The sequence below is a fragment of the Flavobacterium lacus genome, from assembly GCF_003268815.1.
Taxonomy (GTDB): Bacteria; Bacteroidota; Bacteroidia; order Flavobacteriales; family Flavobacteriaceae; genus Flavobacterium; species Flavobacterium lacus.
Window position 1 is genome coordinate 54,832 of the sequence record NZ_QLSV01000013.1, and the last position, 13,204, is coordinate 68,035.

The window sequence follows — 13,204 nt, forward strand, 5'->3', positions numbered from 1 at the left end:
AAAAGGGATTGAGGTTAAATTAGTGTTCCAAATTTTTAATTTGTGATTTGTATAAACCATCAATTAACATATTAACTTCAGCTATTTTTTCTCTTAAACTTAAATAATCATTTTCATTGATGTATTCAAAATCGTTAGACAAAATGACTTGATTTAATAATTCTAATGATGAACTGTAGGCAATTTCAGAAAATCTAGCTTTTTCTTTTAAAGATTGTCTTCCAGAACCTTCAGCTAAATTTGATGCGATGGAAATGGAACAACGTCTCATTTGACTTGTTAAACCAAATATTTCTTCTTTCGGAAATTGTTTTGTTGTTTTATAAATTAAAAGAGCCAATTCTCTTCCTTTTTGCCAAGCTATTAACTTTTCAAAACTGAATATCCTCATAAGTAATACCTTTTAAACTTATAAACCCATAAACTTTTAAACTCCCTAAGTCAACATTCCTCCATCCACGTTCATCACTTGTCCGGTTACGTAGGCACTCAAATCAGAAGCTAGGAAAAGACAAGCGTTGGCCACATCTTCCGGTGATCCGCCACGTTTTAAAGGAATGGAATCTCTCCAGCCTTGCACGACTTCTTCGTTTAATTTTCCGGTCATTTCGGTTTCGATGAATCCGGGTGCGATGGCGTTGCAACGGATGTTTCGCGAACCTAATTCTAACGCAATTGACTTCGTAAAACCAATCATTCCGGCTTTTGAAGCAGCGTAATTGGCTTGACCTGCATTTCCTTTTACCCCTACCACCGAACTCATGTTCACGATGGAACCTTTACGGTTTTTCAACATAATTTTCTGAACGGCTTTGGTCATATTGAAAACCGATTTTAGGTTGATTTCGATGACTTTATCGAAATCTTCTTCGGACATTCTCATTAAAAGGTTGTCTTTCGTGATTCCGGCGTTGTTGATTAAAATATCGATGGTGCCGAATTCTGCCATGACATCTTCTGCTAATTTTTGAGCTTCGTTAAAATCGGCTGCGTTTGATTTGTATCCTTTGGCTTTGATTCCTAGAGCGTTTAATTCATTTTCTAATACCAAAGCTGATTCTGCAGACGAACTGTAAGTGAATGCTACATTTGCTCCGTGTTGAGCAAAAACTTTAGCGATTCCGCTACCAATTCCGCGACTGGCTCCGGTGATTATGGCTACTTTTCCTTCTAATAATTTCATGCTATGTTTGTTTGTTTTGTTAGATTTAAACGACAAATATAAGTAATTCTATTGGCAGAATTGAATGCAAACACCGTGTTTTGTTGTTAAAAGTAAATTAAAGTTATTCGTATTGCTATCTACTTTGTTGATGCATTGGAAATATTTTGCATCACTAAATAAAAAACGGTGACGCTATTGCCAGATCGCTCTGACATTTTTTGAATTATATATTTTTCATTTTCGTATTGAGCCAAAATTCCGCCTTGGTTTTCAAAAACTCTTCTGAATTTATTTTTACGAATATCATGATCCAATAACATAATGAGTTCTCGTTTTGGAATATAGAAAATAGCTCCTTCCGATTTTTTTATATAACATTGTCTACTCGCATTAACCCAACCTTGTTGCTGTTTATCATACACCCAGCCTGTTGAAATTTTATTTAAATTGTCTTGAATTTCATTGTCTGAAAATTCTAGGAAAGCAAATAAATCTTTAAAAATCACTTCTCTTTCTTCCGTTTTATACACTTGTTGCAAACTTTCTTTTGAATTAAGAAGCATAATGTTGTTAGGATTTTCGCTTGAATAAATAATGTCAACCTGCTGGCCTTTATAAAAATGTTGAAATTGATATGTTGGAATTTCTATTGTTCTACTGATGACCATATTCTCTTTTGTTCTAAATTTTACGGTTATTTCTGCTTCATCGGGTCGTCTTCGTCTGATTCCGCCTCCCTCGTAATAATTTCCGTTAACCACTAACGCTTTTGTTTCTACTTTAGTTTCTAGTAGTCTTTTTTCTGCTCCACTTTCAATCAACCAAGAGATTAAAAAATAAAAAATGACAGCCGGAATCGCAGCTAATAAGCCAAAAAAGGAAAAGAAATTTCCAAAATTGAAATCTAAAGTTGGATTTTCGTCAATTTTTTCAGGTTTCCATGAGTTATAAAAAAACAGCATGCAATAAAGTCCGAGACACAATCAAAGTGTGCCAAAAATGGAAAGAATCCCCACATTTTGAACAATATTTTGGGTTGGAAGCAAAATAAAGAAAACTAAAATCGTGATTACTGTTAACGCTGTAGCAGAAAAAAATACAATTTTATTCCTTTTGATGATAAACTCTCTTTTGTATTGAGCGTATAATTTATTGGCTTGTTCTTTGATATGAATTATTTCCTCTTCTTTTAAATTGCTGGAATTTAAAAGTTTATCGATTTGATAGTTTAGGGTTTTGCTTTTTTGTAAATCAAAAACCTTCTGGATAAGCTGATTGTTGTTCATTTATTTAAATTTATTAAAATCCTTACGGAAGAGGAACATCTGTATTGTCATTTTTAACTCTAGGGAAGGTTTTATTCTTCCAATTTTCTTTTGCTTTTTCTATGGTTGATGCATCGGAAGCCACAAAATTCCAAAATATGTGGCGTTCTTGCTCAAACGGTTGTCCGCCAAAAAGAATGATGCGCGAATTGGGATGAATGGTTAGTGAACAAGCATCTAACGCTTTAAAAACTTACATATTTCCTTTTTCTACATGATCGTCGCAGGCTTGGATGTAAACTATCACTTGATAAAAATATAAAAAATTATGGAAATAAAAAAAGCTCTATCGAAGTAGAGCTTTTAAATAGAGAAAATGTGTTTTTACTGTTTAATAAATTTTGCTGTTGAACTACCTTTATCTGTAAACACGGTTATAAAATAACTTCCCGTTTGTAAGTTTGAAACATTTATTTCACCATTTTCAGCATGAATGGTTGTCATTATAATTTGTCCGAGTGTGTTGTAAATGGAAACCGAGTTTACATCCATTTCGCTTTTTGTTTTAATGTTTATAACATCTTTTGCCGGATTTGGAAAGAGTGTAAAGTTAGTTTCAAAATCAAAATCTTGATTGCTTAAAGCCGTTACCGTTGTGGAAGTTGTATTGGTGATGATAGGAAAATTATAATCAAAATAAATATTCGCTTTATTGGTAAACGTATTACCCACTAACAAATTAGATTTCGTTTTAATTTTGAAAGCTACATAACCATCGTTATTTTCATCATCAAAAGGAAGATTAATGTTTTCGAAAATGAATTCAACTTTGTTACCATTAATTCTCGTAAAGAAATTATGACTACTACTTTGTGGAATTAATGTATTAATTTCAAATTTTGTTGCGTCAATAACATCTGCAATTACAACATTTTCTGCAGCAAAAGTTCCAGTATTTTCAAATCGGATGACGTAATGTACGTATTCACCAACCATCTCAGGGGAAATCGTATTGCCTTCTAAACAGGTTTTGTCGTTTGGATCGAAGGAGTTCACTACCGTTTGGTTTAATGTAAATGTATTGTCATTTGGTGTTTCATCTGTCGCTCCAACAATAGTGGCCGTATAAACTAAACTATCACCTCCATTAACAGCAGGCGTTTCCATTGGTGAGTTGATATTGAAAGTTAAATTAATTTCTCTTGTTTCAAAAGGATTTAAATCCGAAAAATTCCAATTTAAAATGTTTGTTCCTGAACCATCTTGGGAAGGAATTGATGAAATCAAATCCATAATTATATCATCAAAACTAAAAGTAAGAGTGCCATTTGCTAATTGATTTCCTTTGTTTTTATAAACTATTTTATAATTAGAATCAAAACCTGGGCGAGCCACTTGTATGGGAATGATGGTTATTTCTAAATCATTTTTTATGCCATTGGCGGTGACACAAAAATCTTGATTAAAAGGACTTGTTTCGGATGGGAAACTAATTGTTACTGAGGATGGAGAAACATTAAAATAAGATGGGTTTTCTAAAACTGGTGTGATTGTATGATTTCCTCCTTGAACTGGAATTGAATAATTTCCAGAAGTATCTACAATTAATGATCCTGTCGCTACTCCATTTGAAATTGTAAAATTCGAATTTGAATAATTTATATCTAAATCATCACAACCATCGTTGTTACTATCATACTTTGTATTTCCTTGTATAGTGTAGAATAATCCTCCTGGTACAAAAGAACAATAACTGTTAACATGGCAATTTGTATATCCATAGGAATTGATTCTTTGTTGAACTATTGCAATATCATTTTCGTTTGCACAAACATATTCTAAATTTGGATTTTCATCAAAGTTTAAATCTAACCAAAATTGATTATTATTTTTAATATATAAAGATGATAATTGATTATAATTACATACCAAATAGGATAATCTACTATTTTGAGTTACATCTAAAGTTGTTAATTGATTTGAATTACAGAATATAATATATAAATTTGGATTTTGCGACACATCTAAAGTAGTTAATTGATTGTTATCAAAACTTAAATCAGATAAAGCTACATTTTGTGTTACATCTAAACTAGTTAATTGATTTGAATCACAAAATAAACCCATTAAATTTATATTTTGTGAAACATCTAAACTGGTTAATTGATTGTTACCACATGATAAATCTGACAAAGCTATATTTTGTGTAACATCTAAGGTAGTTAATTGATTATCATTTAATGATAAATAATCTAAAGCTATATTTTGTGTAACATCTAAGGTTGCTAATTGATTGGAATCACAAAATAAGCTTATTAAATTTATATTTTGTGAAACATCTAAATTGGTTAATTGATTGTTACCACATAATAAATATGACAAAGCTATATTTTGTGTAACATCTAAGTTAGTTACTTGATTATCATTTAATGATAAATAATCTAAAGCTATATTTTGTGTAACATCTAAGGTAGTTAATTGATTGGAAAAAATACTTAAATCTTCCAAAGCTGTATTTTGCGTAACATCTAAGCTGGTTAATTGATTATTTTCACAAGATAAAGAAGACAATGCACTATTTTGTGTTGTTAATGTTGATAATAAATTATTACTACAATTTAAATTTATCAACAAACTGTTTTGCGAAACATCCAGATTATCTAATTGATTATACTCGCAAGACAAATAAAGTAAGTTAGGATTCTGAGAAACATCTAATGTAGATAATTGATTGTTGTAACAATAAAGTAATTTTAATTGTTGATTTTGTGAAATATCTAAATTTGTTAATTGATTATACTCACAATTAAAATAAGATAATGGACCATTTGGTAATATTAATGTTGACAATAAATTCCAATTACATTGTAAAGTTATTAACGAACTGTTTTGCGAAACATCCAAATTAGTTATTGAATTATAATGACAGAATAAATACTCTAAAGCTGAAAAAGAGCTTATTCCTTCTAGGCTATTTATATATGAAAAGCCCACATTTAAGTATTTAATATTAATTACTTCACTGACTTCAATTTCACCATTATTATTTGTATCAATTTTATTATAACCTGAAACATAAATAGTACCATTAGCATTAACTGCTTGTGTCGACGCAATTTGATTACTTGGGCTCGCTTCCAACAACTTCGCTTTAAAAGCCGCATCAGGAATATTAATTATCTGGGCATTGCCATTTAAAAAAGTAATAACCAACAAAACTAAAGTGTAAATTTTTTTCATAAAAAAGTAATTGAAAATCAAATATATAAAAAAAATCTTTCAAAAAACGGAAAGACTTTAACAATTGTACTAATTTACTGTAAAGTTTATAAAATTCGTCCCATTTAAACTTTTAACCTCTCCTAAAACAACTCAATCAACTTATTAACCGTATTCCAATTTCGGCTTGTAGCGGTTACATTTAACTTTTTTTCAATGTATTTTTGAGTCAATTTTGTATTTCCTGCACCGGTTTCTAATTTCATGTAGATTCGGTTTCCATCAATAAAGGCTTCATCGGGTTTGAATTGACTTATTTTTAATTCGTTCAAAAAAGTATTGTTCAATTCTTTTGAAATAAAGGCAACATATAGTTTCTTAATATCAACTCCTTTTTCTTTGAAAAACGGATTATTAGTCAAGCATTTTTCTAAGTCAGCTTTACTAATTACTATAACCGGAACATCAAAACCAAGGTGCTTAGCTATTTCTTGTTTGATGGTAAAACCAACACTTTGTGGATTTTCATCTTCCGATTCTACAAACACATTTCCGGATTGAACGTAGGTTTCCACATTTTGAAATCCACTATTTTCAAGGATGGTTTTTAAAGTATCCATTTTAATCATGTTGTGACCGGATACGTTGATGCCACGTAATAGTGCTAGGTGTTTCATTTGAATTGTTTGAAGATTTATTAAAAATAGTAATTCTATTTTTAAATTTGATGTGAAATTAGTGGATTTCGTCGAACGGATTTAAACAAAAAAAGTTTTCTTACTCAGAAAACCTTCTTTCAATTTTAACTAAATCTTTTAAAAAGCCACATTCCATTTCGGAAACTTTGCATTTTCCTTCAAAAACAATTGTAAAATTTGTCCTTCTACAAAGGTTGGAATTACTTTGGTTTTGTTGTTATAGGTTTCATACCAAAACACTTCAACTGCTTCTATTTTTTCTAGTTTTAACTGTGTTTTCCAAGAATATTTTCGAGCGGTTTTGGCAAATTGATGTCCGTTTACGATTTTGTCATACAAGCCGCCGTTTTTAGCTTTCAACGTTCCATCATTTTGAACTGTTCCGGTAGAACCAACCATAATTAATTCTCTATTTTCTTCTTGAATGGCATACACCAAAAAAACACCACTGGCCTCATTTGGAGCATTACAAACTACTTCCAAATCATCGTTTGACGAGAATTGAAAACTTCCACTATTTTTAAATTTGCTTAGTTCTTTATACATTTCTATACTTCTATTTTATATTTAAAAAAAATAAGCCCTGACTAATCAAGGCTTATCATATCTTTCTATTTTTGAATGTTTATCCTAAAACTTCTTTTACTTTTTTACCAATCTCAGCTGGTGAATCAACTACATGAATTCCGCTTTCTCTCATAATTCTTTTCTTCGCTTCTGCTGTGTCATCTGCACCACCAACGATAGCACCTGCGTGCCCCATTGTTCTTCCTTTTGGAGCTGTTTCACCTGCGATAAAACCAACAACCGGTTTGCGGTTACCGTCGGCTTTGATCCATTTTGCAGCATCAGCTTCTAATTGACCACCGATTTCACCAATCATTACGATACAATGTGTTTCCGGGTCATTCATCAATAATTCAACTGCTTCTTTGGTTGTAGTTCCGATGATTGGATCGCCACCAATTCCGATAGCTGTCGTTATTCCTAAACCTTGTTTTACCACTTGGTCAGCCGCTTCATAGGTTAATGTTCCTGATTTTGAAACAATTCCTACATTTCCTTTTTTGAAAACGAAGCCCGGCATGATGCCCACTTTTGCTTCTCCCGGAGTTATTACACCCGGACAGTTTGGTCCGATTAATCGACAGTTTTTAGTTTTAATATAAGCATATGCTTTAATCATATCCGCAACAGGAATTCCTTCTGTGATGGTGATAATTACTTTAATTCCGGCATCCGCAGCTTCCATAATGGCATCGGCAGCAAAAGCGGGTGGAACAAAAATGATGGTTGTGTCTGCTCCCACTTGTTCAACTGCATCTTTTACGGTATTGAAAACCGGACGGTCTAAATGGGTTGAACCACCTTTACCCGGTGTAACGCCACCAACTACATTTGTTCCGTATTCAATCATTTGTGAAGCATGGAAAGTTCCTTCGCTTCCTGTAAATCCTTGAACAATTATTTTTGAATCTTTATTAACTAAAACGCTCATGATTGTGTTTGTTTGTGTTTAATTTTCGAGTTACAAAAGTAATTCTTTCGATTACTTTTTTTATGCTTTTTTATATTTTTTTTGCAAAATTACTATACAGTTGATTTTCTTTAAGGTAATTGGCTCATTTGATAACCTCGAAACAATTTTCCGTCAACAATTTCCCAAATCACAAAGAAATAAGCTAATCGATTTATTTGAGACGGATTTTCAATTGTTGTTCCAAAATGAGTATAGTGGACAGAAACTAAATTATCTTCGGCTAAAATTTGATGAATTTGAACCACAAATGTTTCATACCCAATCTTTAAATCATTTGCCATCTGAATCAATTCGTTTCGATCTTTTTTTAAAAAACCTTTGCTGCTGTTCCATTCTAAAATTACATCAGGATGCAAAAAAGTTTCCAATGTGCTGCTGTTATACAACGCATCAGAATTATAAAACGCTTGAACTAATTCTTTTGGACTCATTTTATTTTAATTTTTCAATTATCTCCGGTATACGTTTGATATTGGCTAATTGTTTCAACTTTTCACGTGATTCTTCGATTGGTGTACCGAAATAGGTTTTTCCGCCATCGACAGACTTCGTAACACCGGTTTGTCCCATAATCACCGCTTTTGAACCAATTGTGATTCCGCTTGTCGTTCCTACTTGACCCCATAAAGTTACTTCATCTTCAATGATTACGCAACCTGCAATTCCGGTTTGTGCGGCAATTAAGCATTTTTTACCAATTACGGTATCGTGACCAACATGCACTTGATTGTCAATTTTTGTTCCGGCCCCAATGGTTGTGTCGCCTGTAACACCTCGGTCAACAGTGCACAAAGCACCAATTCCGACATTATCTTCCACCACTACTCGACCTCCGGAAAGCAATTGATCAAATCCTTCGGGTCTCTTTTTGTAATAAAAAGCATCAGCTCCTAAAATGGTTCCGGCTTGAATGACGACGTTGTCACCAATTACACAATGATCATAAATGGAAACATTGGCATGAATGAGACAATTTTTGCCGATTTTCACATGATTTCCAATAAAACAATTCGGTTGAATCAGAGTTCCTTCTCCAATTTGAGCAGAAGATGAAATCGATACATTTGAATAGGTAAACGGTCTAAAATGATTCGTTAATTTATTAAAATCACGAAAAGGATCGTCAGAAATCAACAAGGCTTTTCCGTCCGGACAATCCACTTGTTTATTAATTAGAACAATAGTTGCGGCCGATTGAAGAGCTTTATCGTAATATTTCGGATGGTCAACAAATACAATATCGCCGGGCTCAACCACATGAATTTCATTCATACCTTGCACCGGAAAATTTTCATCCCCTACAAATTCACTCCCAATAATTTGAGCTATTTCTTTGAGCGAATGTGTTTTTGGAAATTTCATAAAACTTGAAATTTGTTATTGAAATTGATATTGATTTTTGTAATTGATTTTTGAAATTGATATTGTAATTGATTTTTGAAATTATTCCTTCACACGCTCCATGTACGCACCCGAAGCCGTATCAATTTTAATTTTGTCGCCTTCGTTGATGAATAAAGGAACGTTTACACTTGCACCTGTTTCCACTTTAGCTGGTTTTGTTGCGTTTGTAGCAGTATTTCCTTTCACACCCGGTTCTGTATAAGTTACTTCTAAAATAATTGAAGCCGGCATATCAACTGATAAAGGTAAATCGGTTTCCGTGTTGATTTGAATCATAACGTTGGTTCCTTCTTTTAATAAATCCGGAGCATCTAACACATCTTTGTTTAGCGTAATTTGCTCAAAACTTTCGGTATTCATAAAATAGAAATCAGCTCCTTCTGAGTATAAAAACTGAAACGTATGCGTTTCTACACGAACCACATCAATTTTATGACCGGCAGAAAACGTATTGTCTAACACTTTTCCGTTGGTTAAACTTTTTAATTTTGTACGAACAAACGCAGGGCCTTTTCCTGGTTTTACGTGAAGAAATTCGATTATTTTATAAATATCGTGGTTGTGTTTGATACATAATCCGTTTCTAATATCTGAAGTACTTGCCATTCTTGTTTTTATTTAAATTTTTGTTTGTTTTTTAATTTTTTTATAGGAAATACCAGCACCTATCACCATTTACCAATTACCTTTCTAATAAACTCCCGTGTAACCTTTCATTACTCCTCGTGAAGAGTTTCTAATAAACTGAAGAATTTCGTCACGTTCAGGAGAAGCAGCCATTTCTGCTTCAATAATGCTCACAGCTTGTGATGTATTATAATTTTTTTGGTATAATATTCTGTATATTTCTTGGATTTCTCTGATTTTTTCCGAGGTAAACCCTCTTCTTCGCAGTCCTACTGAATTAATTCCCACATACGAAAGAGGTTCTTTTGCTGCTTTGGTAAAAGGCGGAACATCTTTTCGAACTAACGAACCACCTGAAATCATAGCATGATCACCAATGTTAATAAACTGATGCACGGCAGCTAATCCACCAATGATGGCGAAACTACCCACGGTAACATGGCCTGCTAAAGCAACTCCGTTCACAATAATAGCATTATCACCAATATGACAATCGTGTGCCACGTGAGCCGTTGCCATAATCAGACAATTCTTTCCAATGGTTGTTTGACCCGAAGCAATTGTTCCTCTGTTGATGGTCACGCATTCGCGAATGGTCGAATTATCCCCGATAATAGCGAGTGAATCTTCGCCTCCAAATTTTAAATCTTGTGGTACCGCTGAAATTACAGCTCCTGGAAAAATATTGCAATTCTTACCAATTCGAGCTCCTTCCATGATGGTTACGTTGGAACCAATCCAGGTTCCTTCTCCAATCACTACATTATTATGAATGGTTGTAAACGGATCAATGACAACATTTCGTGCAATTTTTGCTCCCGGGTGTACGTAGGCTAAAGGTTGATTCATAGTTTAGTTGTTAGTTCTTTTTGGCAATTTGTGCCATTAGTTCGGCCTCTGCAACCAATTTTCCGTTGGCATATGCATTGGCTTGCATGTGACAAATTCCGCGACGAATTGGCGTAATTAAATCACATTTAAAAATTAATGTATCACCCGGCAACACTTTATGTTTGAATTTTACATTATCGATTTTCATAAAATAAGTAAGGTAATTTTCAGGATCCGGAACAGTGCTTAGTACTAAAATACCGCCTGTTTGAGCCATTGCTTCTACAATTAAAACACCAGGCATTACGGGAGCATCCGGAAAGTGACCTATAAAGAATGGTTCGTTCATGGTTACGTTTTTCAAGCCGACCACATGACTTTCAGAAAGCTCAAAAATTTTGTCTATTAATAAAAATGGAGGACGGTGTGGCAACATAGCCATGATTTTATGAATATCCATCAATGGTTCTTGATGTAAATCATAGGTTGGTACCTGATTACGTTGTTCTATCTTGATGATTTTGGCAAGCTTTTTAGCAAATTGCGTATTGACAAAATGACCTGGTTTATTGGCAATTACTTTTCCTTGAATTCGAGTTCCAACCAAGGCTAAATCACCAACCACATCTAATAACTTATGACGGGCGGCCTCGTTTGGATAATGCAATGTCAAATTGTCTAAAATACCGTTTGGTTTTACCGAAATTTTATCTTTTCCAAAAGCGGTTCTTAAATTTTCCATTGTTTCCGGAGAAATTTCTTTATCAACATAAACGATAGCATTGTTTAAATCGCCACCTTTAATCAGACCATTATTTAACAGCGATTCTAATTCGTGCAAGAAACTAAAAGTTCTGGCATCGGCAATTTCCTTTTTAAATTCACTGATATTTTTTAATGTTGCATTTTGAGTACCTAAAACTTTAGTTCCAAAATCAACCATGGCTGTCACTTGGTAAGTTTCACAGGGCATGACCAAAATTTCACTGCCGGTAGCTTCGTCTGTATACGAAATTACTTCTTTCACAACATATACTTTTCGATCAGCGGCTTGCTCAACCACTTCTGCTTGCTCAAGTGCTTCAACGAAAAATTTAGAAGAACCATCCATGATAGGTGGTTCTGAAGCGTTTAGCTCAATAATAATATTGTCGATATCACATCCTACACAAGCCGCCAACACATGTTCGGAAGTTTGAATTTTAACCGCATTTTTTTCTAAATTGGTTCCACGTTGTGTGTTAACCACATAATTGGCGTCTGCTTCAATAATTGGATGACCTTCTAAATCAACCCTAACAAATGTAAAACCGTTGTTTACAGGAGCCGGTTTAAATGTCATGGTTACTTCCTGACCGGTGTGTAAGCCTACTCCTTTTAAAGTAACTTCCTTTTTGATTGTTTTTTGTTTAGCCGATTGTACCATTACTATTCATTATTTTTTTTTAATACTTCTAAATCGTTAACAATTTTTGGTAAATTTTTAAAGTGCACATACGATTTGCTATAATCTCCATAATTAAAAGATGGTGAACCTTGAACTACTTCTCCATCTTTTAAATTTTTACCTACTCCAGATTGAGCTTGAATTCGCACTCCATCACCAATAACAAGATGACCGGCAATTCCTACTTGTCCGCCTATCAAACAATTCTTTCCGATTTTTGTGGAACCAGCAATGCCTGTTTGAGCCGCAATAACAGTATTTTCGCCAATTTCAACATTATGAGCAATATGAATTTGATTATCAAATTTAACACCTTTTCTAATGATTGTTGAACCTAAAGTTGCTCTATCTATTGTTGAATTGGACCCTATTTCTACATTATCTTCGATAATCACATTTCCTATTTGTGGAATTTTATCAAAACTACCGTCGGCCATTGGTGCAAATCCAAATCCGTCACAACCTATGATTGCCCCCGAGTGAAGAGTGCAATTATGACCTATTACTGTTTCTGAATAAATTCTTACTCCGGCAAAAAATACACAATTATCACCTATTACAACATTATCACCAATAAAACTATTTGGATAAATTTTTACATTAGTGCCAATTTGTACATTTTTGCCAATGTAACAAAAACTACCTAAATACAATCCTTCTCCGTACGTAACGCCCTCTGAAACTACAGAAGGTTGCTCGATTCCGGATTTCATCAATTTTACTTGGTTATAATATTCGAGTAATTTTGAAAAAGATTTGTAAGCATCCACAACTTTTATTAAGGTTGTTTCAATTTCTTGTTCTGCTTCAAACGATTTGTTTACAATAGTAATTGATGCTTTTGTAGAATAAATATAATTTAAATATTTAGGATTTGCTAAAAAAGTAAGTGATCCTTCTGAACCTTCTTCAATTTTGGACAATTTAAAGACTTCAACATTGGGGTTTCCAACGACTTCGCCTTCTAAGATGGATGCTATTTGTTCTGCAGTAAATTTCATTCTGACA

General features: G+C 33.3%; 14 protein-coding genes and 1 pseudogene. All 15 read right to left on the bottom strand.

Features of this window, described 5'->3' with window-relative positions; all coding sequences use genetic code 11:
• Nucleotides 1-19: 19 nt before the first annotated feature.
• Nucleotides 20-391: a four helix bundle protein gene (locus B0I10_RS12475; RefSeq protein WP_112086844.1), complete on the bottom strand. Its 372-nt coding sequence runs from the start codon at nucleotides 389-391 to the stop codon at nucleotides 20-22.
• A 45-nt stretch (nucleotides 392-436) separates the two neighbouring features.
• Nucleotides 437-1,183: a 3-oxoacyl-[acyl-carrier-protein] reductase gene (fabG, locus tag B0I10_RS12480; RefSeq protein WP_112086845.1), complete on the bottom strand. Its 747-nt coding sequence runs from the start codon at nucleotides 1,181-1,183 to the stop codon at nucleotides 437-439.
• Between the two features lie 119 nt (nucleotides 1,184-1,302).
• Complete coding sequence (locus B0I10_RS12485) at nucleotides 1,303-2,127, bottom strand: hypothetical protein (protein WP_112086846.1); 825 nt, start codon at nucleotides 2,125-2,127, stop codon at nucleotides 1,303-1,305.
• Between the two features lie 21 nt (nucleotides 2,128-2,148).
• Entirely contained in the window at nucleotides 2,149-2,451 is a 303-nt protein-coding gene (locus tag B0I10_RS12490; RefSeq protein WP_112086847.1) for a hypothetical protein, read from the bottom strand.
• Nucleotides 2,452-2,473: 22 nt separating this feature from the next.
• Nucleotides 2,474-2,659 (bottom strand): annotated as a pseudogene (locus B0I10_RS12495) (pirin-like C-terminal cupin domain-containing protein); the annotation flags it as partial.
• 155 nt (nucleotides 2,660-2,814) lie between these two features.
• Nucleotides 2,815-5,670, bottom strand: a complete 2,856-nt coding sequence (locus tag B0I10_RS12500) for a DUF7619 domain-containing protein (RefSeq protein WP_112086849.1) — start codon at nucleotides 5,668-5,670, stop codon at nucleotides 2,815-2,817.
• 122 nt (nucleotides 5,671-5,792) lie between these two features.
• Nucleotides 5,793-6,326, bottom strand: a complete 534-nt coding sequence (locus B0I10_RS12505; RefSeq protein WP_112086850.1) for a DUF1697 domain-containing protein — start codon at nucleotides 6,324-6,326, stop codon at nucleotides 5,793-5,795.
• Between the two features lie 138 nt (nucleotides 6,327-6,464).
• The gene (locus B0I10_RS12510) at nucleotides 6,465-6,893 is read right to left on the bottom strand and encodes a hypothetical protein (protein ID WP_112086851.1); all 429 of its coding nucleotides are present in this window, start codon (nucleotides 6,891-6,893) and stop codon (nucleotides 6,465-6,467) included.
• A gap of 79 nt (nucleotides 6,894-6,972) precedes the next feature.
• Nucleotides 6,973-7,845, bottom strand: coding sequence for a succinate--CoA ligase subunit alpha (gene sucD, locus B0I10_RS12515; RefSeq protein WP_112086852.1), 873 nt, complete (start codon nucleotides 7,843-7,845; stop codon nucleotides 6,973-6,975).
• Nucleotides 7,846-7,955: 110 nt separating this feature from the next.
• Complete coding sequence (locus B0I10_RS12520) at nucleotides 7,956-8,318, bottom strand: nuclear transport factor 2 family protein (RefSeq protein WP_112086853.1); 363 nt, start codon at nucleotides 8,316-8,318, stop codon at nucleotides 7,956-7,958.
• Between the two features lies 1 nt (nucleotide 8,319).
• Entirely contained in the window at nucleotides 8,320-9,249 is a 930-nt protein-coding gene (locus B0I10_RS12525) for a UDP-3-O-(3-hydroxymyristoyl)glucosamine N-acyltransferase (protein WP_112086854.1), read from the bottom strand.
• A gap of 81 nt (nucleotides 9,250-9,330) precedes the next feature.
• On the bottom strand, nucleotides 9,331-9,897 hold the full coding sequence (gene efp / locus B0I10_RS12530) for an elongation factor P (protein WP_112086855.1): 567 nt from the start codon (nucleotides 9,895-9,897) through the stop codon (nucleotides 9,331-9,333).
• A gap of 84 nt (nucleotides 9,898-9,981) precedes the next feature.
• Nucleotides 9,982-10,767, bottom strand: coding sequence for an acyl-ACP--UDP-N-acetylglucosamine O-acyltransferase (lpxA, locus tag B0I10_RS12535; protein WP_112086856.1), 786 nt, complete (start codon nucleotides 10,765-10,767; stop codon nucleotides 9,982-9,984).
• A 10-nt stretch (nucleotides 10,768-10,777) separates the two neighbouring features.
• Nucleotides 10,778-12,175 (bottom strand): bifunctional UDP-3-O-[3-hydroxymyristoyl] N-acetylglucosamine deacetylase/3-hydroxyacyl-ACP dehydratase, encoded by a 1,398-nt coding sequence (locus B0I10_RS12540; protein WP_112086857.1) that lies wholly within the window; start codon nucleotides 12,173-12,175, stop codon nucleotides 10,778-10,780.
• A 2-nt stretch (nucleotides 12,176-12,177) separates the two neighbouring features.
• Entirely contained in the window at nucleotides 12,178-13,197 is a 1,020-nt protein-coding gene (gene lpxD / locus B0I10_RS12545; protein ID WP_112086858.1) for a UDP-3-O-(3-hydroxymyristoyl)glucosamine N-acyltransferase, read from the bottom strand.
• Between the last annotated feature and the right edge of the window lie 7 nt (nucleotides 13,198-13,204).

Coding starts and splice junctions, on each gene's coding strand:
- B0I10_RS12475 (WP_112086844.1), bottom strand. CDS start 391: ATGAGGATATTCAGTTTTGAAAAGTTAATAGCTTGGCAAAAAGGAAGA.
- fabG (WP_112086845.1), bottom strand. CDS start 1,183: ATGAAATTATTAGAAGGAAAAGTAGCCATAATCACCGGAGCCAGTCGC.
- B0I10_RS12485 (WP_112086846.1), bottom strand. CDS start 2,127: ATGCTGTTTTTTTATAACTCATGGAAACCTGAAAAAATTGACGAAAAT.
- B0I10_RS12490 (WP_112086847.1), bottom strand. CDS start 2,451: ATGAACAACAATCAGCTTATCCAGAAGGTTTTTGATTTACAAAAAAGC.
- B0I10_RS12500 (WP_112086849.1), bottom strand. CDS start 5,670: ATGAAAAAAATTTACACTTTAGTTTTGTTGGTTATTACTTTTTTAAAT.
- B0I10_RS12505 (WP_112086850.1), bottom strand. CDS start 6,326: ATGAAACACCTAGCACTATTACGTGGCATCAACGTATCCGGTCACAAC.
- B0I10_RS12510 (WP_112086851.1), bottom strand. CDS start 6,893: ATGTATAAAGAACTAAGCAAATTTAAAAATAGTGGAAGTTTTCAATTC.
- sucD (WP_112086852.1), bottom strand. CDS start 7,845: ATGAGCGTTTTAGTTAATAAAGATTCAAAAATAATTGTTCAAGGATTT.
- B0I10_RS12520 (WP_112086853.1), bottom strand. CDS start 8,318: ATGAGTCCAAAAGAATTAGTTCAAGCGTTTTATAATTCTGATGCGTTG.
- B0I10_RS12525 (WP_112086854.1), bottom strand. CDS start 9,249: ATGAAATTTCCAAAAACACATTCGCTCAAAGAAATAGCTCAAATTATT.
- efp (WP_112086855.1), bottom strand. CDS start 9,897: ATGGCAAGTACTTCAGATATTAGAAACGGATTATGTATCAAACACAAC.
- lpxA (WP_112086856.1), bottom strand. CDS start 10,767: ATGAATCAACCTTTAGCCTACGTACACCCGGGAGCAAAAATTGCACGA.
- B0I10_RS12540 (WP_112086857.1), bottom strand. CDS start 12,175: ATGGTACAATCGGCTAAACAAAAAACAATCAAAAAGGAAGTTACTTTA.
- lpxD (WP_112086858.1), bottom strand. CDS start 13,197: ATGAAATTTACTGCAGAACAAATAGCATCCATCTTAGAAGGCGAAGTC.